13 protein-coding genes are annotated in these 24,470 nt (G+C 43.7%); 10 read left to right on the top strand and 3 right to left on the bottom strand.

All coding sequences use genetic code 11. The features are described from left to right. Both F551_RS0115815 and F551_RS0115820 read left to right on the top strand, forming a co-directional pair. Positions 1 to 1,585, top strand: a 1,585-nt coding sequence (locus tag F551_RS0115815; protein ID WP_018998501.1) for a putative PEP-binding protein, incomplete at its 5' end; no start/stop codon positions are given. A 404-nt stretch (positions 1,586 to 1,989) separates the two neighbouring features. Then, entirely contained in the window at positions 1,990 to 2,955 is a 966-nt protein-coding gene (locus tag F551_RS0115820) for a cell wall hydrolase (RefSeq protein WP_018998502.1), read from the top strand. A 98-nt stretch (positions 2,956 to 3,053) separates the two neighbouring features. Here F551_RS0115820 and galE read toward each other — a convergent pair whose 3' ends face one another. Both galE and F551_RS16895 read right to left on the bottom strand, forming a co-directional pair. Next, the gene (gene galE, locus F551_RS0115825; protein WP_018998503.1) at positions 3,054 to 4,070 is read right to left on the bottom strand and encodes a UDP-glucose 4-epimerase GalE; all 1,017 of its coding nucleotides are present in this window, start codon (positions 4,068 to 4,070) and stop codon (positions 3,054 to 3,056) included. Between the two features lie 180 nt (positions 4,071 to 4,250). Continuing rightward, positions 4,251 to 12,749 carry a putative Ig domain-containing protein gene (locus F551_RS16895; protein ID WP_018998504.1) on the bottom strand — a complete coding sequence of 2,833 codons (8,499 nt, stop codon included), beginning with the start codon at positions 12,747 to 12,749 and terminating at the stop codon, positions 4,251 to 4,253. 365 nt (positions 12,750 to 13,114) lie between these two features. Here F551_RS16895 and F551_RS0115835 point away from each other — a divergent pair, with 365 nt between their 5' ends. Genes F551_RS0115835 through F551_RS0115845 form a run of 3 tightly spaced genes read left to right on the top strand, consistent with a single transcriptional unit; the run spans position 13,115 to position 15,643 of the window. Then, complete coding sequence (locus F551_RS0115835; RefSeq protein WP_018998505.1) at positions 13,115 to 14,539, top strand: TadE/TadG family type IV pilus assembly protein; 1,425 nt, start codon at positions 13,115 to 13,117, stop codon at positions 14,537 to 14,539. 7 nt (positions 14,540 to 14,546) lie between these two features. Next, positions 14,547 to 15,056 carry a TadE/TadG family type IV pilus assembly protein gene (locus F551_RS17245; protein WP_018998506.1) on the top strand — a complete coding sequence of 170 codons (510 nt, stop codon included), beginning with the start codon at positions 14,547 to 14,549 and terminating at the stop codon, positions 15,054 to 15,056. Beyond that, entirely contained in the window at positions 15,056 to 15,643 is a 588-nt protein-coding gene (locus F551_RS0115845; protein ID WP_018998507.1) for a TadE/TadG family type IV pilus assembly protein, read from the top strand. The genes F551_RS17245 and F551_RS0115845 overlap by 1 nt, the downstream gene beginning before the upstream one ends. Before the next feature lie 53 nt (positions 15,644 to 15,696). Here the strand turns inward: F551_RS0115845 and F551_RS0115850 are convergent, their stop codons facing one another. Then, a complete protein-coding gene (locus F551_RS0115850) occupies positions 15,697 to 17,949 on the bottom strand; it encodes an AGE family epimerase/isomerase (RefSeq protein WP_018998508.1) in 2,253 nt (750 codons plus the stop codon). 331 nt (positions 17,950 to 18,280) lie between these two features. On the opposite strand from F551_RS0115850, the gene F551_RS16905 reads away from it, so the two are divergent. The 5 genes from F551_RS16905 to F551_RS0115875 form a co-directional block, all read left to right on the top strand. Beyond that, complete coding sequence (locus F551_RS16905; protein ID WP_018998509.1) at positions 18,281 to 19,540, top strand: O-antigen ligase family protein; 1,260 nt, start codon at positions 18,281 to 18,283, stop codon at positions 19,538 to 19,540. 239 nt (positions 19,541 to 19,779) lie between these two features. Then, positions 19,780 to 21,963 carry a GumC family protein gene (locus F551_RS0115860; protein ID WP_018998510.1) on the top strand — a complete coding sequence of 728 codons (2,184 nt, stop codon included), beginning with the start codon at positions 19,780 to 19,782 and terminating at the stop codon, positions 21,961 to 21,963. Between the two features lie 55 nt (positions 21,964 to 22,018). After that, the gene (locus F551_RS0115865; RefSeq protein ID WP_018998511.1) at positions 22,019 to 22,960 is read left to right on the top strand and encodes a Gfo/Idh/MocA family protein; all 942 of its coding nucleotides are present in this window, start codon (positions 22,019 to 22,021) and stop codon (positions 22,958 to 22,960) included. Between the two features lie 12 nt (positions 22,961 to 22,972). Continuing rightward, positions 22,973 to 24,097: a DegT/DnrJ/EryC1/StrS family aminotransferase gene (locus F551_RS0115870; protein ID WP_018998413.1), complete on the top strand. Its 1,125-nt coding sequence runs from the start codon at positions 22,973 to 22,975 to the stop codon at positions 24,095 to 24,097. A gap of 23 nt (positions 24,098 to 24,120) precedes the next feature. Continuing rightward, positions 24,121 to 24,470: NAD(P)-binding domain-containing protein (locus F551_RS0115875; protein ID WP_026296878.1), on the top strand; the 350-nt coding region annotated here is incomplete at its 3' end.

Genomic DNA, 24,470 nt, shown 5'->3' on the forward strand with positions numbered 1-24,470 from the left:
TGTTGAGATGTGTAAAGAAGGCCTCATTACTGAAAATGAAGCTGTGCTGCGTTTAGCGCCAGCACAATTAGACCAGCTACTTCACCCAATGATTGACCAAGATGCAAAAGCTGAAGCTGTGGCTGCCGGTCAGGTGTTTGTAAAAGGTCTTCCTGCCTCACCAGGGGCTGCCATCGGTAAGATTGTGTTTGATTCTGATGAGGCTGCTGATGAAGCGGCTAAGGGTGAGAATGTTATTCTTGTTCGTATCGAAACAAGCCCAGAAGATATTCACGGAATGCACGCATCTAAAGCGATTGTGACTGCGCGCGGTGGGATGACATCTCACGCAGCTGTTGTGGCGCGTGGTATGGGACGTCCATGTGTATGTGGTGCTGGTTCTCTGCGTATCAATCAAGAGCTTGGTGAAGTCTCTGTTGCTGGCACGACGCTAAAGCGCGGTGACATCGTGACTGTTGATGGTGCTACAGGTGAAGTCTTTAAAGGCAAAGTTGCCATGATCGAGCCAGATCTTTCTGGTGATTTTGGTAGCATTATGGAATGGGCCGATAAGGCGCGTACATTGTCTATCCGCACAAATGCTGAAACACCTGCTGATGTTGAAGTTGCGAAAAACTTTGGCGCTGAAGGCATAGGTCTTTGTCGCACAGAGCACATGTTCTTTGATGCAGACCGTATTCCAGTTGTACGGGCGATGATTTTGGCGAGTGATGAGAAGGGGCGTAAAGCGGCTCTTGAGAAATTGCTTCCAATGCAACGTTCAGACTTTGAAGATATCTTCCGCATTATGGGCGATAAGCCGTGCAATATCCGTTTATTGGATCCACCATTACACGAATTTATGCCGCACTCTGATGAAGAAATGCAGGAAGTTGCAGATCAATCCGGTGTGTCATTGGATAATCTGAAACACCGTGCGTCCGAGCTACATGAAAGCAACCCAATGCTGGGCCATCGTGGATGTCGTTTAGGTGTCACTTACCCAGAGATCTATGAAATGCAGGCGCGCGCAATCTTTGAAGCCGCAGTGAACATTGCAAAAGAAACGGGTGTTGCGCCGGTTCCTGAAGTGATGATCCCACTTGTCGCTACAAAAGATGAAGTGGCATTGATGAGGGCTCGCATTGTCAAAATGGCAGATGCAGTGCTGGGAAGTAGCGATATCAAAATCGATTACCTTGTCGGAACTATGATTGAGCTGCCACGTGCTGCACTACGTGCGGATGATATTGCACAGGAAGCTGAGTTCTTCTCCTTTGGGACGAATGATCTAACGCAAACAACATTGGGTATCTCGCGTGATGATGCTGCGCGCTTCCTTGGTGATTATGAAAGCCAAGGCATTTATGAAAAAGACCCATTCGTCACACTTGATATTGAAGGTGTCGGTGAGCTTGTCAAAATTGGTGCTGAGCGTGGTCGTTCAGTCAAGCCTGATCTCAAGATTGGTATCTGTGGTGAGCATGGTGGTGACCCGGCATCGATTGCCTTCTGTCACGGCCTAGGCATGAGCTATGTCTCTTGTTCTCCATACCGTGTGCCTGTTGCAAGACTAGCAGCGGCTCATGCGGCATTGACCGAATAAGGCAATAAACACAATGAAATTGAGAAGGGCTGGTGCAAATCAGCCCTTTTTTTTGTGAATGCCTGCCATGCGAAATGGCATATATAGATTGGAATTATTTGTTCCAGAGCGGTTTTATCGTTAACCAATTCTTTCTTAGAAAATAAACTTCTACACCAATTGGGTACTCTAATTTGGGTGTCTTTACCGGTATGCTGGTCTTCGACCAAACATTACCAAATTATTGCAAAGTGTTAATAAACTGTAACCCGCACTTGCCAAAACCATTAAAAACCACATATCTAGCCCCAATTGGGTCATTAATATCTTGTTAATGTGTGGCTCGATTGGCCGTTATTTGGGGTTAATCTCAGTTTGGTTAATATAATTAAGAATTGAAAGAGGCGGTTGTTGGGGGAACAATCATGTTAACGTTTATGAAATCGACTTATCGTAAAATCATAAATTCTCTAGCGTTTGTTAAAAGCGCGTTGAATTGGTTGGTGATGATGTCGGCTGAAGAAAAGCGTCAAATGCAACAACGTGCAGTAGGGGTGGCTTGTGTCGCCGCAGCTGCAGCATATGGTGCACCTCAGATTACAGCTCATGTAAGTGTTCAAAAATCGGAAGAAGCTTTCCTTGGACATGCAACACAATTAGCTGAACTCATTAATGAAGCTGAAGATGGTACGATTGATATCGAAGGGATTGATATCTCCAAGCCATGGCGTCAGCAGGTCTCTTATGCATCAGATAGCACTATAGTGCCTGGTACACTGACGAAAGCGTCATTTGACGTTGAAAAGATTGATCCGGTTATAGATGTGTTGGCAAACCTTTCTCCGCGTAAGCAGATTGAGGAAGTAAAAGAACAACGCTTAGAACACATTTGTCTGGCGGAAGCGATTTATTACGAAGCCCGCAGCGAAGAACTTGGTGGACACCTTGCTGTTGCCGAAGTGGTTCAGAACCGCGTGGCCTCAGAACATTACCCAAATAGTGTGTGTGATGTTGTGTATCAGGGCCACAAACGCGTTACTGGTTGTCAGTTCTCATTTACATGTGATGGTTCATTACGCCGTAAACCTTATGGTGAAGCATGGGACCGCTCTGTTGAAGTCGCAGCATTTGCTATGATGGGCTTGCAGGATGAAACTGTAACAGGAAACGCAACTCACTATCACACTGATTATGTGTCTCCTTATTGGCGGACGAGTTTGATCCACACAGAAACAATTGGAACTCACATATTCTATCGTATGCCTGAAAAACGTGAAGACTGGCGTACAGTTCGCTCTCAACAAGCTAAAGCCCGTGGTCTCCGTGGCATTCAAAAAGTATCTGCTTCTTCTTCTGATGCGTTGAACAGGTCTGAAGAAAAAGCTCTATAGAGTTTTTAAAATCAAAAATTTTGAAACGCCGCTTTGATCTAATTCAGAGCGGCGTTTTCTTTGTTTTATTTTTTAATTATGTGCGATCTATAAAAGGGCTAGTCTTCATATCCATTGGGATTGTTTTCTTGCCAGCGCCATTGATCACGGCACATGTCATCCATGTTTAGCTTTGCGGTCCAACCAAGTAATTTTTCAGCTGATGATGGGTCTGCGTAAAAACAAGCAATATCACCCGCGCGTCGAGGCCCGACTGAGACGGGAATCGACTTGCCACAAGCTTTCTCGAAGCCCGCAATCACTTCTTTCACTGATGATCCATTACCAGTCCCAAGATTGACAGTGAATGCACCTTTGCCTGCATCTAAATGATCAAGTGCAGCCAGATGGGCCTGTGCTAAGTCAACGACGTGGATATAATCTCTCACACCTGTTCCATCTGGGGTATCGTAATCGTCGCCCCAAATGTTCACAGCATCACGTTTTCCACATGCGACCTGTACAACATATGGCGCAAGGTTGTTTGGGATACCATTTGGTGCTTCGCCTATACGGCCACTTGAGTGCGCTCCGATGGGGTTGAAATAGCGTAAAATCGCTACATTCTTGATTTCGCCAGAACGGCGTACATCTTCAAGCATGTATTCAACGGAAAGCTTAGTTTGGCCATAGGTGCTGGTGGCGTTGCGAGGGTGGTCTTCTGTATAGGGAAGAAATTTTGGAACGCCGTATACAGTGGCGCTGGAGCTGAATACGATTTTATCTATTCCGGCTTGTTTCATTGCGCGTAGAACGACATGAGTGCCGATAACATTCACATCATGATAATCCATAGCGCGGACTTCAGATTCGCCTACGGCTTTAAGGCCGGCAAAATGTATAACAGCTTCACAATTATAATCTTCAATAGCTTTGCTGACTTGTTCGTAGTTGCGTACGTCGCCGTTGACGACTTCAATCTCAGTGCCGGCAAGTTCTTCCATTCTTTCAATGGCGCGTGAGCTAGCATTAGAAAAATTATCGAAAATAATAGGCTTACGGCCAGACTTAATGAGCTCCAAGCATGTGTGACTTCCGATATATCCGGCTCCACCAGTAACAAGAATGCTCTGCATAGTATTTCCAATTCGTCTTTAATTCACATCATGACGTCAGATGTGGTGACCGCATAACTAGCAATTTCCATACCTGTTTGGCTGAAATGGTAAAGCAAGAATATGCGTTTGAGCTGCAATTGGATAAATGTATCTGAAGTTACCAGCCATTATTGGAATGGCTGGTAACCCAATAGGCAATTAGATTAGGAAGTCATCCTGCACAGTAGGTGAGTAGAATGCATCATCGTCATCGGAAATGATTTCCATGCTTGGCGCGTTTTCAGATGATTGATCGTTCTTTTCTTCGTTGGAAGCGTAAGAGTTTTCATCATATTCAGTCCAAGCAGGTTGAGCATCTGCAGGAGCAGAAGATTTTGTGACGATGAACGCGTCATCTTCATCCGCAGAAAGCAATTCTGCGCTAGCACCGTTTGTTGCTCCTTCAATGCCGTAGTCTTCATTAAAGATAGCAACGTCATCAATTTGGAAACTGTCATTCCCATTTGCATTCCCCATAATACCGAAGATGCGGAATGAGGACATGCCAATCGCATCCATATCGATACGAAGTGTGTGCCATTGACCTTCCTCGAGATCATTTAGACCCGAGAAGCCGGTCTCACCATCAACGCTCCAGAACTGGTTATTGTTCTCGTTTAGAACAAACTGTCTCCAAGAAGCGTCACGTAGGCTAAGGACACCATTGCTGCCAGCGTCTCTGTAGATTTGTAACTCAAGAATGTTGTTGTCAGCATCAACAGACTGAACACTGTTTAAGCTGAAGCCAGCTTGTGTCCACGCACCACCAACAAGAGCAAGCTCACCGCCTGCTACTGTCGCTGAGTTCCCGTTATTGCCTTCTGTGAACGCACGCACACCATCGGCAAAGTCATCTTCAAATAGTACGCGGGTTGGTTCAACTGTTGGAGATACAGGTAGAGTAGTGGTGTCTCCATTACTATCGGTTGTCCACCCCAGATACCAAGTATCATTTTCATCTCTGACGGCACCGATGTAATCAACTGCGTCAAAGAAGTCAGCATCTAGTGTTGAAACATCAAACACAGGAACAGTTCGTTCGTTTGCTCCCGGTAAAACGCCGTGGTCTGAGTTTCCGAAGAAACTAAAGCCAGAAAGCGTGGAAGGTGTTCCAGCGGAATAGTTTGTGGCTTCAGCTGCTATATCAGCATCTGTATATTCAATTGTTAAAGATGGATCCTGTATAGACACAGGTGCAGCTCGAAAAGGGCGATCATCGATAGTATCAAAGAAGAGTGATGATAGAACAAGATTTCCTTCTAGCAACTCTTCAAAAGTACCGTTTGGTTGGCCGTTATAATCTCCAGCATCATCTATTCGAATACCAAAGCTAGTATCAACCATGATCCCATTTACAAAGTCTCCTGCCATACCTTCTCGAAGGCGCATCCCATTTGTGTCTTCTCCGATAATGGTAAAGTTTGAGATTGAAGGCGAAGACCGCGGTAATGTATCTGGAGCAGAACTACTTCTATTGTCACCTTCAAAAGCATAATCTGATGCATCAGAGTGTTCGATAATTAGGTGTTGTGCATTCCCAACCCAGCCATCTGTCCAGTCAATTGAGTCGTCTTGAGCGCCAGTGATCACGATATGACTTAAGTTCACCGTGCCACCGAATAATTCTATCCCGTCATCGCCACTATTGTGAACTTGGACATAGTCGACAATTGTTCCAGAACCAACACCTTGGAAAGATATTCCATTTGATTGATCTGCCTCGTCATAGAAGACGCCTGCATGTTCCACACGAACCCCGCGGAGAATTCCTGAATTATCTTCAGGTTGATCTCCGCCGAAAACACCTGATGAAGCTTCACCATCGTCTTGACAGTCAGCTGTTCCACCAGTCGCACCAGATACAACATCACATTTGTTGATTGGAGCGTAACCGTTTATAGAGATACCTATCCACTCAGCAGAGGCATATTCACCGCCGGGAATGAGTTCCATATCGCGCTCTAGTTTGGCAATGGATGAGAACACGATTGGATTGATTGAGGTGATATTGCCATCACCATCCAGCGTTGCTCCGTCCGCCATAATTTGCGAACCGCGTGAAACGACAAGTCCTGAAAATTCACCTTCACCGTACACAGTGGCTCCTGGTTCCAAATTTAGAACCGTTTGTGGGCCACCATCAAATCCTACAAAAACCTGATCTTCGAGGAAATATCCTACACCTTCTTCAAGAGTTAAATCCTGCGTGATTGCTCCAGAAATAGCAGCTACGTTGAATACGTTTCCGTTTTCAGAAGTGATTGTTTTCACTGTGATATTTGGGTGAATATCATCAAATCCATCAGGTACTAGGTTTGTGAAAGCCGTATCATTGGCAATGTCCAACTCAAACACATCATAGACCGTCTCAAGGCCATCATCAGCAGTTACGCGGACATTGATTGAACCTTCCGTTCCTTCAGGCGGCGTACCTGTAAAGGTGCTGCCATCAAAGACAAGCCAATCAGGAAGGTCAGAGCCATTTTCAAGAGTTGCTGTGATTTCCAGAGTGTCCGATGTATCAACGTCCGAGAAAATGTCATCCGGTAGTGTAAAGCTGAATGCTTCATTCTCAGTCGCGTCTTGATCGATAATTGGGTTAGACACAATTGGAGAGTCGTTTGTACCAATAACGGTGAAACGCGCTGTGGCAGTATCAGTTCCGCCATCGCCATCAGATATTGTGTAAGTAAATGAGTCCTCTAGCGTTTCACCTTCGGATAATTGGCGGTAGGTATCACTATTGTCGACATGAATACCATTGATATTAATTGATACGAGTGCACCAGTTGATGTTGTGTCAGATGTTGAAACGATTGTGAGTGCATCTCCATTCGCATCACTGTCATTGAGAATGAAGTGGTTTGTCACCCATGTAATGCCAGATATGCGACCTTCCATTGTATAATCTGAAATCTCATCATCCACAGCCTCAGGCGGTGTGTTTGGCTCAACAGGTTCACCCGTTGCGACAAGAGAGAAGTTGTCCAGAACTGCACCACCAGAGCGGGCTGCTCCACCTGTCTCATTGGCAAGTTCGCGCACTGTTAGGCGGTCTTCTCCACCGGTTCCGATGACAGAGAAAGTGTGCTCTGACCAATCTGCTTCAGGGGAGAATTGGGCGATAACTTCGCCATTCCAAAGGATTTGAACAGTTTGCAGTTCAGCAGGGTGGTCTGGTCTTAAACGGGCATCAAGAGAAAGATCATAAGTCTGACCTTCAGCTGTCTTCACGTCCTGATAGAAGCCATCCACTTCATACAAAGCATCTAGTTCTGCCACTTGGTTTCCGTCAGTTGGTGTAACACCAAGAAAATCATTCCAGATTTCCATGTCACCGCCATCTATTGCAGTCCATCCTTCAATGCTTTGCGCGATGTTCCATGTTCCCACACCATAGCTTGGGGTTTCAAATGATCCATTGATCAGAAGGTTTTCACCTGTTGGCGGTGGTGTGTTACCTACAATGTTTAGTTCAAACACATCAGAAACTGTCTCAGTGCTATCGTCAGTAGTTACACGAACATTAAGCGTGTCTTCAGCTCCTTCAGGTGGAGTTCCTGTGAAAGTTGTTCCATCAAATGTGAGCCAATCTGGTAGGTCAGAGCCATCTTCAAGGGCCGCTGTGATTACAAGTCTGTTAGATGTATCTACGTCTGAGAACACATCATCTGGAAGAGTAAAGCTAAAGCTTTCTGTTTCAGTCGCTGATTGATCCACAATCGGGTTGGAAACGATAGGCGCGTCGTTTGACCCAATGATTGTTACAGTTACGGTCGCTGTATCAGTTCCGCCATTGCCGTCAGATATGGTGTAGGTGAAGGTGTCAGTCGTTGTTTCGCCTTCAGCGAGGTAATCGAATACACCGTTTGTTCTGTAGGTTAGGTTTTCTGTTGTTGCGTCATATTCAATGATTGCACCGCTAGCACTTATTTCGGCGACTGATATTATAGATAGTGTGTCACCATCAATATCAGAGTCGTTGATCAGTAGAACTTCAGCTGGTCCTCTTATTGAGCCATCTTCTAATACCTCATATGGATAGTCATCATCCACAGCCTCAGGAGGGGTATTGGGTTCAACAGGTTCACCCGCTGCGACAAGTGAGAAGTTGTCTAGAACAGCACCACCAGAGCGGGCTGCTCCTCCTGTCTCATTGGCAAGTTCGCGTACTGTTAGGCGGTCTTCTCCACCGCTACCGGTTACAGAGAAAGTGTGCTCTGACCAATCTGCTTCCGGTGTGAACTGGGCAATGACTTCGCCATTCCAAAGGATTTGAACAGTTTGCAGTTCAGGAGGGTGGTCGGGTCTTAGACGGGCATCAAGAGAAAGATTGTAAGTCTGACCTTCAGCTGTCTTCACGTCCTGATAGAAGCCATCCACTTCATACAAAGCATCTAGTTCTGCCACTTGGTTTCCGTCAGTTGGTGTAACACCAAGAAAATCATTCCAGATTTCCATGTCACCGCCATCTATTGCAGTCCATCCTTCAATGCTTTGCGCGATGTTCCATGTTCCCACACTATAGCCTGGGTTTTCAAATGATCCATTGATCAGAAGGTTTTCGCCTGTTGGCGGTGGAGTGTTAGCTACAATGTTTAGTTCAAACACATCAGAAACTGTCTCAGTGCTGTCATCCGCAGTTACACGAACGTTAAGTGTGCCTTCCGCTCCTTCAGGTGGTGTACCCGAGAAGGTCGAACCGTCAAAGACAAGCCAGTCAGGAAGATCAGACCCATCTTCAAGAGCTGCGGTGATTTCGAGCGTGTCTGATGTATCCACATCCGAGAATACATCGTCTGGAAGCGTGAAGCTAAAGCTTTCTGTTTCAGTCGCTGATTGATCTGCAAATTCGTTTTCAACAACAGGTCCTTGGTTTGTTCCAAGAACTGTTAAAGTAACAGTCGCAATGTCTGTTCCGCCATTGCCGTCAGAAATGGTGTAAGTGAATGTGTCAGTTGTAGTTTCACCTTCTGCGAGGTGATCGAATACGCCGTTTGGGTCAAATAGAACATCTCCATTGTCTTTCAGAGAGATTAGGGCACCCGCAGCACTATTTGTCGAGACGTCGGTGATTGTTAGGATATCATCGTCTTCATCTCGGTCATTGGATAGTATTTCTCTACTTTCAATGATTGAAGTTGTGTCTTCTGAAATTCTACCATGGCCGGAAGGAATGAGGTCAGCGTCAAATTTTTGGTAATGTGAAAGTCTTCCATCACCTGTGTTGGATTGCCATGACAAGATGAAGCCACCATCTTCAAGTGGTGTCACATTGTGCAGATATTCGTTGCGAAACGCTGCTTCGAAATTTCTCGTTGAAGTAATAGGTTCACCATCAGGACCTAGTATTCTCATGTGAGTTGTGAAGTAACTAGACCAAACAACCAGTATGTTTCCGCTCTCAAGTGTAGTTATAGTTGGAGTAAATCCGAGGGATTCCCAAGTAGAAATTTGGTCCGCATTTACGTGCAACTCATCGGAAACCGCAGTACCATCATTATTGAATACTCTGGAACTTATAGTCGTTATCGCTCTAGATTCTGTACCGCGTTGTGATGACCATATTGCCATGAAGGTGGAGTCAGAAATAGGCTCGATGAGTAAACCATATTGATCCTTGAGCGTGTTTTGATCCAGAGAAAATTCGTCTACGACTATGTTTCCGTTGATATCATAAATCACAGATTTGATCTGTGGGTCTTCTTCTTGCCTTTCAGTTTGGTTATCCCAACCATAGATTAGGTTGCCATTATTAAGCTGGTTTATGATAGTTGAGCCAATAATACTATTTGCGGAGCTGGTTACAGGGAATGGGGTCCCAATAGGACCGTGATTTGTGTCAAAGATTTGAGAATACATCGTATCCTCGCCCGCTGCACCGTCTTTCTCAATCCAACTAACAGCTAATCCGCCATTGTCTATAGAAACCAGCTTCGCGTCATGGAGTTCAGCTCCTGTCGGATTTGGAATTGTGAATTCATCAGGTTGAGCGACACCGTTTTGATCATACGTCCTTAAAGTGATGATACCTGTTTCTGAAATCCAAATCGTTCCAAAGCCACCGTTCTCTAGCATCGTCACAGAAGGGTAGCTTATTATGTTGGTTGGACTTAGGTCACTCGTAATCAAGAATTCAGGACCAATTGGTTTCCCGTCTTGATCTATAATTCTAGCGAACAAATAATTCGAATTACCTTCTCTATCGCTAGACATCCATACTGCTACAACATTGCCATTGTTTAGAGTGATGAGAGATGGCGCAGCATTATATAAAACTGGGTTTTCGAGCAAAAGAGGGGCGTTTTTGATGACAAGGTCATTCGCCACAGGCGGTGTGTTGGGTGCAATATAGTCTGCAATCTCAAGTTCAAACACATCAGAGACAGTCTCGTGGCCATCATCCGCAGTGATGCGAACGTTGAGCGTACCTTCCGCTCCTTCAGGCGGTGTTCCTGTGAAGGCTGTACCATCAAAGACAAGCCAATCTGGTAGATCAGATCCATCTTCAAGAGCTGCTGTGATTTCGAGCGAGTCAGAGGTATCTACGTCTGAGAATACATCATCTGGAAGCGTGAAGTTAAAGCTTTCTGTTTCAGTCGCTGTTTGATCAACAATTGGATTCGAAACGACTGGGGCGTCGTTTGCGCCAGCGATTTCAATGGTCGCTATAGCGGTATCAGTTCCACCTTTCCCATCTGAGATTGTGTAGGCGAAACGGTCGGTGAGTACCTCTCCTTCGGCAAGACGATTGAATGAGCTATTTGGATCAAAAACAATATCTCCAGCTTCGTTTAGCGAAAGTCGGGCACCAATGTTATAAGTTGTGCTTGATACGTTGATGATGGTGAGACGGTCGCCGTCAGCATCAACATCATTTCCAAGCAATGCTTCTTGAGGAATTATGCTGTTGTTTTCTGCTATCGGTACATAAGTGCCTGGAGCATTGTCGCTGATGGGAGTTTCTTTTCCATCATAATAACGGGCGACGATTCCTTCTTCTGATAGCCAGCTTACAACAAAGCGGCCGTCTTCCAGGAGGTTAATATCCGAGAATTTTTTGAATGTAGCGTAGTCTGTATCATATATACCAGCTTGAGTGACGAAAAATTCTGAACTGTCATATCCGAGTTCTGAATCAAACATTCGGCCGCGAAGATCGTTTGCTTCCTTTAGTTTCCACACAGCGATAAAACCACCTTCAGGTCTTGCGACAATTTGATGATTTTCAAAATTAAGCGGGATTGGTTCGCTTAGCGGTGTGATATTACCTATTGCATTTCCATTAGCTGAAAATTTTTGTGCAGCAATGATAAAGTGGTTGCCAAATGAAGGGACCTCAGTGTGCTCTTGCCAGGATAGAATAAAGCCTCCATCAGAGAGTGCTGTCAGAGTAGGTTCATCGTCAATTTTATTTGAGAAATCGACCGAAATATCCTCAATTAAGTTACCTTGCGGTGTGAAAAGTTTGAGTTGAACGTCGCTTAGATTTCCGGCCTCAAACACAACGACAAAGTTGCCGTTTTCTAATTGAGCAATACTGCTCGCACCTGGTCTATTGTGTACAATTTCCGAATGCACGCTCCATTTAGGAGTAGTTTGTAGCCCGGCAGCATCATAGGTGCTGATATTTAGGTTCCATTCGTATGTAACAGGTGCCGTTGTAAAATAGCTATCCCACATTACAGCAAACCCACCATCATTGGTTGGAACTATTTTCGGGTGGAATGTAGAATAACTTTGATCTTGTTGAAGAGTTGGAGGTACATCAATGGAGAAAATTTCACTCGTAGAATTACCATCTTGATCAAATATTTGTGCATTTTGAAGGCGAGATTCAGATTCGGTCCAAACGATTACATAATTACCGTTTCCTAATGTGGTGATAACGTTCTGAGAGGGGAAACTGGAAGATGTTGACACTGTGGTCGCAGGTTGGATTACTTGTCCATTGGCATCTCTGATCTCATGCCATATATCGCGCGCCGTTCCATCTTCAGAACGGCTTGACCAAGTGAATACCATGTTGCCATTCGATAATAGTGTAGTGTCAGGGAAACTAGCTTCGTCAAATTGAGATGAAACTAAAACATCACCTATTTGAGTCGTGTCTAGAATGTCATCATTGGCGACTGGAGGAGCGTTTAGAGGAAGAGGTGATATCCCTTCCAATCCATACTCTTCATTATAGAGGGCTACATCATCAATCTGGAAACTGTCATTTCCGTTGGCGTTACCCATAATCCCTAAGATGCGGAAGGATGACATTCCAATTGCATCTAAATCGATGCGTAGGGTGTGCCATTGGCCTTCGTCTAGATCGTTTAGACCGGAATGACCTGTTACACCATCAATGCTCCAGAACTCGTTATTGTTCTCATTGAGGATAAATTGTTTCCAGGCGCTGTCTCGTAGGCTGAGAACACCATCACTGCCTGCTTCTCTATAAATTCTGAGCTCGAGAATGTTGTTTTCAGCATCAACTGTCTGAGGGGTATTAAGGCTGAAACCAGCTTGTGTCCAAGCTCCACCAACAAGGGCAAGTTCACCATCTGCAACTGTAGATGAATTTCCGTTATTGCCTTCTGTAAAGGCGCGAACTCCGTCTGCGAAATCATCTTCAAACAGAACGCGAGTAGCGATTTGGTGTTGTATCATCTAATTTTCCCCAACCTCAAAATAAACTTTTGCGTGCGTATCAATGTTGAAAAATCACTTGAAGTCAAGATAAGAGGGGGTTGTTTTATTTGAAGTATTTTTAAATGAAAATTGCGTTTACTATATTTGTTGGCGGTTTCGTTGGGGGAGTTTGGTTAAAGTGAGAGTTTATCTTGAATTGCGTTAAGCATAAAAAAATGCAGCCAGATTTTAACGCTGAAATTGTCGAAGAAAAACATTGGATTTTTATGCTTAATCAATTCTGCTCAATAAAGCATAAAATTTTCTAAGTGAAGTAGCATGATTTCAATGTCTGTCTTGTAATGTAACACCCAATTCTATGTTTTGAGGGAATGGGTAGTACCATGCTACGTAAGTTTTGGCGGAATGAACAAGGGAATCTCGCATTGCCAATGGCTTTGGCCATGGTGCCTATGATGGGTACACTGGGCGCAGGCGTTGATTTCATGCGAGCTTCATCGTTGACGCAAGAACTACAATCCGCCTTGGATAGTGGTGTTCTCTCAGCAGCAAACCTGTCGAATGGCGGCGATGCAGAAATAATTCTGCAGGAGTTTGTCGATACCAATCTCTCTGAATACAAAAACTTCCGAGATAGTGTTTCTGTAAACCTAACTAAAAAGGAAGTGGCACTAAATTCCCGAACGATCGCTGCAAATGCCACAGGTACAATCAATACATATTTTCTCGGAATGTTTGGGATTGATGAGCTTCACGTTGATGTAAATTCAGCGGCGACGCAAAGCATCACTAACGTTGAAATTTCGCTGGTAATGGATATTTCTTCATCGATGCGGGGGAGCAAGTTAACAAACTTGAAGTCTGCGGCTTCTGGTTTTGTTGATCAAATGCTCTCCGGCGATGCGCACCCTTACACTTCTATTAGTTTGGTGCCGTTTGGAGGGACAGTAAACATTGGTTCTGCACTATTTGACGAATTTGTCGTCGAGATGAGTGATGCAGAGCCAAACCCTAGTGAAGATGATTATGACATAGGTTCAAGCCTTCTGGATGGTAAATTCAGATTCCCAGGGCATGGTGATAATTGTTTGGAATACACACACAATGATTTCGATGAGAGTGTGCTTCATGATGATGGATACACGCAAGTCCCGCATTTCTGGAAGTGGAATAGATTTAATCCGTGGTGTCCATTAGCCAACAGTGCAGCTGTTTTTAATACAAATAACACTGAGGCATTGAAAACTCATATCAATGGTATGTCTATGTCCGATGGAACAGGCATGGATATTGGAGCGATGTGGGGGCTTAAGGCTCTGTCTCCCAATTGGGCGGGAAAACTCGGTGGAGATTTTGAAGCGCGTCCGGCGGTATATGACGAAGAAACTCTCAAAATCTTAGTCGTAATGACGGATGGAGGGATTACACCTCAATATCGTCCCGAAGATTATAGAAAGTACAGCACTCACACTAATCGTGATGAAGGTACTGCTGCTGACGGTTTCGGAGGCGGGAATTCTGGGAACAACAAAAACCAGCAGACTGTTGTTAGTAAAGGTGGTGTAAACACGCTACCCACAGAGAAGAAGGCTGTTGGATACTTTAAAAAGTCGTGTGATGCAGCCAAAACTTCCGGAGCAATCGTTTATACAATTGGGTTTAAGATTAATGAGAACTCACTCCCTGATCAAATGTTGAAATATTGTGCCTCTGATCTGAGTAAATACTATCATGTAGAAACATTAGATCTTGAATCTGCCTTTAACTCTATTGCCGCATCAGTGAATGCGCTGCGTGTAACGGAGTAATGATGCAATGTTGAAGAAGTTTTTAAAAGACGACTCAGGTATAGCCTCTGTAGAATTCGCGTTCTTGGCACCGGTTTTTTTCATGTTCATTTTTGCCTTTTTTGAAACTGGCTGGGTGATGACAAAGGCTGTCATGCTAGAGAACTCTGTCGCAAATGTGTCTCGCCTTATTTATACAGGAAAGGCACCGACCAAATTGGCATTGGAAGAACAGATATGTGAGGCAAACCCTTTGATTACTAATTGTGTGTCTAACATCAATGTTGAGATGCAGGTGATCCAAAATATGGGAGATACTCCCGACACTGATATGCAATGCCGTGATGAGGCGGATGAAGCATTTAACCCAGCGGTGAATTACAATTCAGGGCAGGGAGCTGAAATTATTTTTCTGCGGGTATGTCTTAAAACTGATATTCTCGTTCCTGGGTTGGGATTTGGATTAGCCCTCGATGAAGATGGCGATGGCCGGTATGAAATTAGATCTTCAACAGCATTTATGAATGAGCCGTTCTAATGAGCAAAAATATCAAAAATATTGTAAAATCGGCTGTTCGCTTAAAAGATGATAGCGGTGCGGTCGCAATGGAATTCGCACTGATCATGCCTGTTTTGATTGCGTTCTACTTTGGTGGCGTATCAATGTATGATGCCATGCGAGCTTCCCATCAAACAGCCACTGTTGCAGTAACATTGGCGGATTTATCGACGCGCGTTATCGATATGAATGATGATAAACGTGATGCATTATTCAATTCAGGTCGCGCCTTGATGTCAAAATGGCCCTCGGAAACTGACTACTCAATTTCAGTTACTAGCATTATAAATCCAACCGAAGCCAATAATGGTGATCCTGATGTCCTAAGAGCAGTTTCGTGGAGTGAAGCTACTGATGAAAGTGCAAAACTGACAGATGCTGATTTACCTCGCTTCGACTTACCGACGATCGCGGAGGGTGACTCTTTGGTAATCATCGAAGTTAAGGGCACGTATCGTCCGCAACACTCGATTTTAGGTACGCAAGGTAATTTTGATATTTCAAGAAGTTCTGTACGTCGTCCAAGATTTGTATCTGAAGTGCATTATATTTCGGACGATGATTAGACAGCGTATCTAATCAAAACTGACACTTTTAGCTTATGAGTTAACGTGGAAATTCATTCAGTTTCAATTTTCTGAATTAATGGAATTAAAGCCCCAATAAGATGATACAATGTGCTCGCTGGTGAGTAGGTGGACACCACTTTTCCTTTCGCATTTATTTCATCGTGCCAATAACCCATGTGTTCACCTTCCATTGTTAGGAAGTGGGTCTTGGTGCGTTCAAGCATTTCAAGTCCTTTGCGGTGATCAACTGGATTTTTTTGGGACAGTTTTAAACGAATGAATTCTGTTTGAGGCCATAAACGAGATGTGATCTGATCAGGGAAAGATCCGTCAGGCAAACAATGATTGGCAATTAATCCAGTGTTTGGAGATATTCCATATGCCTCAGTAAAAGCTTCAAGAACAGCAGTCGTGTAAGTTTTTTTACCGGTAAGTTTTTCATAACGCCGAAGCAAGTATGCCCATTCCAACAAATGACCAGGTTCGAGAAAGCGATAGCGCTTGTTTGCGCGATCTGGAATTGGTGTCAAATCTTCATGGAAGTATTCACGAAGAAGACCGTCCACACAGAAGCGCTGAGTATAAATTTCGAAGATTTCGTCGGCTAGGTCTGCCATTTGTTTATCATCAAACAGTTCCATCCAATGCATGGCTGTTTCAAATAAATGCATGTGGGGATTGGCACGACGAGGCGTTGATGAAGGAAGCCCCTCTACAAAACCAATAATTGGGTGGCGCAGTTGGTTGAATAGAAATTCTTTGGTTTTGTTGGCGGCTTTTAGAACGCGTTTTTCACCGGTAACTTTGTATGCCCATCCCAGACCGAGAAGAGCAAATGCTTGATCATATGTATCTATTCTATTGTCTATGACCGTACCATCGCGATTGAAGACATGACCCCATCCGCCAGTATCTAGCCAGCAATGGTCCAGCATGTAATTTAGAGGAGAAAGAAGGGCATCTGCTCCTTGTTTCCAACCTAATTCATAGGCCTGAGCGAATGCATAGACTTGTCTTGCTTGAACACGAAAGCGTCGTCCCATTTCAGTTATGGGTTTGCCATCTAAGTTGAGGGCTTCATAAGCTCCTCCATATTCGCGGTCCAATCCAATATCGGCCCATAGGGGAAGGGCTTGATTGAAAAGCCAATTACGGGCCCATCCTCTTGCGCGTGACTCAAAAGATTTAGAACGGGCTCCATGTTCCAGTGCAGACGTGTGGCCATCTTTTTCTAAAGCTTGATGAACTTTTTTGACACTTTGTGCATGTTCGGTATGACAGACAAGGAGGGCATCAGGCGTATCAATTACCGCAACATCTTTCATTCCGATGAGAGCAACTACACGGCCGCCCGCTTGAACGAGACAATTGCTAGAATCAACGACACGGACATCGCCGGAAAGATTGTTTCCATCTTTGTCCAACTGTCCTAATTCGCGGACGGAGGCCCAACTTCCCACATCGGACCATCCAAACTTAGCAGAAACGACCGCGGCATTTTCTGTGCGTTCCATGATGGCATAGTCAATTGATTTCTTTTCAATTGCTGAAAAGAGGAGGGGATCATATTGTAAATGTTCTATGTTTTGATCAGAAATTTCAACACGCGCAGCGCCGCAGGCGGCCAAGAGTTTATCGTGAATATCAGGCTCGTAACATTTTAACTCAGTAAGAAAGGTCGAGCCTTTAGCTGCGAAAATTCCCGCATTCCAAACATAATCTCCACTATCTAGATAAGATTGAGCTGTTTCTAGGTCCGGTTTTTCTACAAATTTATCAACAGCATAAGCTGGTAAATTTTCTAATTTATTCGCCGCACGTTTTATGTATCCGAAACCCGTTTCGGGGCGGTCAGGAGAGACACCGATGGTACAGATTGAGCCGTTGATGGCTGTTTGAGCGGCTTCAGTAATCGCAGTGTGAAAGTGTTCAAGATCTTCAATAAAGTGATCGGCAGGGACAAGCACGAGCACAGCATTTTTGCCAAAATTCTCATTCACCCAATGCGCGGCAATTCCTGCAGCGGCGGCAGTATCGCGTCCCATGGGTTCTTCTAGAATTGCGCTAATAGGGACATTGTTTTCTAGAAGCTGGTTTTCGACTTCATTAGCATAAGCTTGAGAACAAATGATGAGAGGCGCTTCGCTACCCGGCACTGCATTCATACGTAAAGCAGTGTGAGTAAGGAGAGAATGCTCCCCAAACAAAGTTTGAAGTTGTTTAGGTTCATGGGAACGCGATAATGGCCAAAGACGTGTCCCGCTACCGCCACACAAAATTGCTGGTACGATTTTACATGCCATCACAGAGCCCCCGAACGTCCGCTAATATGAGATATTCTGCATTGCTAACCGTCAATAATCAAAGATTTTCTTTTAATGGGGGAATTACTTGAAAGATTGTATTCAAAAATCTTTTCTTCTTCCGTACGATGATAAGAATAGTAATCCTGAAATACTTGAGTTTATATGATTAATTTACCGTCTTTGTTTTTTACTTGTTAGGGATTAATCGTTCTCAATCGTGATTTTAGTTGCATAAGTTATTGTAATAAAATAATTAATGTGGATGTTGGTTTGAATGAACTTCAATAAATTCTATTAACGTTAGGACGGGTGAAAACGGTTTAAGTTGATGTTGTATGACACTGTAAAAGAGACAGCTTCGATCCCTAGAAAAGGATTGATAAAGGTTAAATTACCGGTGAAAGCTGAACTGTGGGAAGTTGCTCTCGCTGCTATTTGGTTTTTTTCCATCGCGACGAACTTGGCTGAATTACAACCCGTTAGATATTTGTGTATGCTCGGGTTTCTTGCCGGCAGTGCTTATTATCGAAACTTTTTAATCCCATTTGGAATGAAACTTTGGTTTTTGTTTCTATTTCCTTTGTGGGTAATGGTGACTTCGCTTTGGTCACCCTCCGGGGACGCACTTAGGTTTGGCGTAATGCATATGCTTGACCTTGTTATCATCATGTACATTGCATTGAGACTTCATCCACGTCAGATAATTCGAGCATTATTTTATGGGTATATTCCGGTTGCCTTGATTGTATTTGCACATTTCCCCGAGCTTAGTTCTTCAAACATGCCTGATGGTTTCGATCAAAAGAATATGCTAGCAAATAGGATAACAATCTTGTTAATCGCTGTTCTGTTTTTCATTCTGGATAGGAAGTCCAATAAGTATGAACGGATTTTTTCTGCTATGCTTATTATTCCGATTTTCTACATAATTATCATTGTCGAATCTACAACCAGCCTAATAGTGTCATTAGTCGCCACCATGTTAATGGTTTCAATGGCAACCGTCTGGAAAACAGTTTCTAAAATTCAATCGGGTAGAACAATAACATTTTTTATGGGATTGGCTTTTTTGGTGTTAATCGGACTATTTGTTTTTTCCTATTACGCACAGATTCAAGAATATTTCTTTAGTTTAGTTGGAAAAGATGCAACGCTCACTGGACGGACGTTTCTTTGGGAACAAGCAAAACTAATATTTCAAGAACATCCAATTTTAGGTTTGGGAGCTGAAGGTTTTTGGCAATTGGGGGCTTCCCTGGCCGAGGATATACTTATTAAAGAAGGCAAAGATGAAGCTATTCGGTTTTCCTTTCACAATTCCTTATGGGAAATTTTAGTTCATTTAGGGATTGTGGGCTTAAGTATCTTGGTGCCCATTATGTTCTTTCTTATTAAAAATGCAGTGACAAAATGGATCAAAAACCAGGATTTACTAGCGACATTCTTTATCTTGATGTGTTTGCTACCTTTGATCAGATTTACGGTTGAATCTGAGTTCTATAATGTCTTCGAGATCAATAAGATTATGTTCTATATCGCAGGCCTTTATGCATTCTCGTATAAACGAGGATTTATACAGAAAACGTAATAATAAAGTATAGACGTTGTATTTTATTTCAGTTTTATTGTTAAAATCTGGTTTAAGTTGAGTTTTTGTTTTAAAAACACCTTTGAGGAGTCAGTGCTTGCAGTGTGCCTGTTTTTGTGCTGATTAGCCCAACTGTTAATGAAGTCTTAAAATGTCATCCGAAGACGGAGAGTATCCTGAGGTTTTTCCTTCAGCGAAATGTTTTGACTTTTTAGAATTTGGTTGGGATTTAGCTAGAAATGAATGCGGATATAGAAGTGAACAAATCAGCATCTTCGGTATTGTATTTGGAACAAACTGAAAGCGATATTATTTCGCTTGAAGAAGTTGTAGCCATTTTCTTTAAACGCCTTTGGGTCATAGTTTTGACTGCCGCTCTAGTGTTCGCGGCGGCAATTCTATTCTATCACTTTAAATTAAAAGATTCATATACAAGTACTGCAACCATTTCTTTGGCGAATGCCAGCGGTGATCAGGATTCATCTCAATCTTTGAACCGAGAATTATTGCAGTCTGAAATTCAAATTATTAAGTCAGAATTGATTGCCAAGAAAGCGGCTGAGAGCCTTGGTCTGCATAAAGAAGCGGGGTGGGTGTATCCGCTCGAACCCAAAGCTAATTTATCTGATGATGAGTTAGACATTTATATCAATGCAGCTGCTCAGAACCTGTTATCCAGAATTACTGTTGAGCCTTTGGGGAGGAGTTATGTCCTTAGCGTGAGTGCTACTGCTTCAACACCGTTGGAAGCTGTCAAAATGGCAAACGGCATTTCTGACAAATACTTAGCGTGGCGAAAATCGAACTACTCAAATGATACAGAAGCGGCCACCGCGCTAAGTCAATCTAGAATAGATGAGTTGGCTGAAGCATTAGATGCCAAGGAACGTGAACTTGCGCGTTTGCGCGCTGATTCTGGTGTTCTTGCACGCGGTGGATCAAGCGTAGCCGAGCAGAGAATTAATAGAGCTGAAAATTCATTTGCTGAAGCAAAACAAGAATTTGAAGAACGTGATTTGGATTATCACCGTGCTGTAGCTTCTAACGGAAGCTGGGATCGTTTGTTGGCAAGCGGTTTGGTAGAAAACACAGCTGTTTTGAACCAATTGCGTCAACAACAAGTTGTTCTAAATCAGGAGCTAAAAGAGTTAACAACTCAGTATGGTGACAAACACCCTGATGTAATTTCCAAAAATGCAGAGATTTTACAACTCAACAATAGAATGGAAGTTGAAGCTGAATCGATTGTTGAGACGTTAAAGGCTAAAAGAGACGCTGCTCAAGCCAGAATGAATAGCTCAAATGAAAATCTTACATCCGCAAGGTTGGACTTGAGAAGAAGTAATACAGATCAAGTAAAAATTGGCTCTATTGAGCGTGAAATTGCGACGCTGCGGTCACAGTATGATCGATACGTTTTGGAATTGAGTGCGACTGCTGACAATAAGGTTGTTTATGAAGACCCTGCAAGAATTGTGAATGCAGCTGTACCTGCTCTGTATTCCAACAAGCCTTCATTGTTTATGTTCATCGCATTAGGATCAGTCTTGGGGTTGGTGTGTGGAGCCGGGGCTGCCGTTGTTCTTGAAGCTACGGATGATAAATTCTACGGGGCGTCATCAGTTTGGTCCAAACTGAATAAGCGCGCTATTGCATCTGTGCCAGATTTGAATACTCGCGAATTGGCAAATCTTGAAAATCCAGACCTGCGGTCTGTTGTTGGCTATGCTGTTGCCAGACCTATGTCTGCTTTTGCAGAATCCATTCGTGTGATTTTGAGCTCTATTGGTGCGGTCCGTCCGTTGGAAAATGGACATGTGATTTCAATTACATCTTCAGTTCCAAACGAAGGAAAATCGACACTTAGCTTGAGCTTGGGACGCGTTGCAGCGATTGCTGGGTTTAAGGTGCTTCTAATAGACTGTGATGTGCGCCGCCGTATGGCTGCGAAAATATCCGGTGTTAAAGCTGAACGTGGTATCGTCCATGTCCTTAAAGGCGAGTGTACTTGGAAAGAAGCTGCATATAAAGATAACCACAGCCAACTGACTGTTATTCCTGCGGTTATTTATAAAGCTGAAGAAGGTGAAGAAGTTTACAACCTTGATACCAAACAATTGGACGAGGTTCTTGTTGAAATGAAAGAGTTCTACGACTTAATCATTCTTGATGGTCCTCCGGTTTTGGCCATGGCAGATTCGCTTGGGTTAGCTGCCATTGCGGACACGAATTTGATGGTTATTCGTTCTCGATCATCAGAAGAGAAGACGGTTCAGACGGCTATCCGACAAATCAATACGGCAACTGACGAAGATAATGTAGCGATCGTATTGAACCGTGTAGTGAAAGGTAAGCTTGGACGCGTCTCTTATGATGACAGCCTTTACTACGGTTACGCTGAGAAAAACTATTATCACGACTAGTAAAAATTAAACCACAAGTGTTCCTGCGGAAGAGAGCGTTTGATGGGGGGTATAAATGAAGAATTTTGCATTGATCGGTGCTTCGGGTTACATAGCACCGCGTCACATGAAAGCTATAAAAGAGACAGGTAATCATTTATCTGTCGCATATGATGTAAATGATAGTGTTGGGATAATCGATAGCATCTCACCTGCAAGTGAATTTTTCACAGAGTTTGAGCGCTTTTATGATCACGCTAATAATTTACAATTAGAGCCAAAAACAGCGCTGGATTATGTTGCTGTATGTAGCCCAAACTACATACACAGAGCGCATATTGCTGCGGGGTTGCGTCTTGGGTGTGATGTCATCTGTGAAAAGCCGCTTGTTCCAAGCGTGAAAGATTTAGACGCTCTAGAATTGCTCGAAGAACAAACAGGCAAACAGGTTCGCAATATTCTTCAATTGCGCCACCATGACTCTATTTTGAAGCTTCAAGAGAAAGTTAAGTCCGCTGGAGAAAGAAACACGAAGTTTGATGTGGACTTAACATACATCACTTCGCGCGGTCGCTGGTATGCTGAGAGTTGGAAGGGTGATCCACGTAAATCATTCGGAGTAGCGACTAATATTGGTGTTCACTTCTTTGATATGCTGAACTTCATATTTGGAAGTCTTCAGGACAGTCACGTTCATTTAAGTGAAGAAGAAAGCGCAGCTGGATTTTTAGAATATGAAAATGCGCGAGTACGTTGGTTTTTGTCTGTTGATGCAAACAATCTTCCTGAGGACGTGAAGGGTAAGAAAACCACATATCGCTCGATCACTATTGATGGCGAAGAATTAGAGTTTTCTGAAGGATTTACTGAGCTGCACAACATCTCTTACCGTGAAATTTTAGCCGGTAGAGGTTTTGGACTTAAAGAAGCACGTCACTGTATTGAAACTGTAGAGAAAATTCGTTCCGCACCGGTGAATATAGCTATGGGTGACATGCATCCATTCCTTCGAAAATAGGAATTTTGGGTTATGGGCATCCAGTTTATAGACCTTAAAGCGCAACGAAAGCGGCTTAAGTCCCAAATTGATGCCGGAATTCAGGCTGTTATGGAGCATGGTGCGTTTATAATGGGGCCGGAAGTCCGAGAATTTGAGAAACAACTCGCTGAATTCGGGCAAGCTAAGCATGCTCTTGGGTGTGCAAATGGTACAGATGCGCTTGTCTTGAGCCTCATGGCTCTTGGGGTAGGTGAAGGCGACGCGGTTTTCTGTCCATCATTTACCTATTGTGCCTCTGCAGAAGGCATTGCAAATGTTGGCGCTACTCCTGTTTTCGTTGATGTGTGTGCAGACACATACAATATGGATGTGGAGAGCCTTAAGCAGGCAATCATTGATATCAATGAGACCGCAGGCCTGTCTCCCAAAGCGATCATGGCTGTCGATATTTTCGGGCAAGCTGCGGACTATCGTTTGCTATCGCAAGTGGCTCAGGCTGAAGGTCTAAAGCTTATTGCAGATTCCGCGCAGGGGTTTGGAAGCACTATAGATGGAAACCATCCGTTAAACTGGGCTGATATCACAACGACAAGCTTCTTTCCTGCGAAACCGCTTGGTTGTTATGGAGATGGCGGCGCGGTGCTGACAAATGATGATCAGATCTGCGAGACAGTCGATTCATTACGTATTCACGGCAAAGGTGAACACAAGTACGACAATGTTCGTATAGGAATGAATTCACGTTTAGATACAATGCAGGCTGCAATACTGTTACCCAAATTGTCTGTCTTTGCAGATGAAATTGAGAAACGAAATGCCGTAGCTCAAAAATATCACAATGCTCTGCACAATCAGGTTGAGCGCGTTCCAACTGTTTTGGAAGGCGGAATTTCGACTTGGGCACAGTATACGATTGAGGTTTCGGATTGGCTGAGATTAGCGACGCAATTGAAGGAAAAAGGCATTCCAACGGCGCGCTATTATCCAAATCCAGTGCATGGCCAATCTGCTTATAAACATTTTCCAGTTGTGAGTTCGGGACTTCCGCAAACTGAAGCGTGTTTGGATAAAATTATAAGTCTGCCAATGCATCCTTATCTGGAAGAGGATGTACAAAATCAAATCATTGAAGCGGTTATTGAAGCTGTAAATTAGGGGCCTAGTTAGGGTGTAAAGTAATGTTGGATACAGTGGTTAAAAGCTTTCAAGACAAAGCTGCAAATAAAGGTTTAGTCGTTGGGATTGTTGGGCTTGGATATGTTGGTCTGCCTCTAGCTGAAGCTTATGTCAGGCAGGGGGTGTCGATCATTGGTTATGATATCAATGAGACGCGAGCTGCCGAATTAAATGCTGGTAAATCTGGCATGAAACATATCGCAGATGAGCGTGTTCAGGTGATGTTGGACAAGAAGTTGTTTCGAGCAACATCAAGTGCATTAGACCTTTCAGATGCGGATGCGATTTTGATTTGTGTGCCAACCCCTCTTGATGCACACCACGAACCAGATTTGTCATATGTAGAAAGCAC

Source organism: Hirschia maritima DSM 19733 (assembly GCF_000378345.1).
Lineage (GTDB): Bacteria > Pseudomonadota > Alphaproteobacteria > Caulobacterales > Hyphomonadaceae > Hirschia > Hirschia maritima.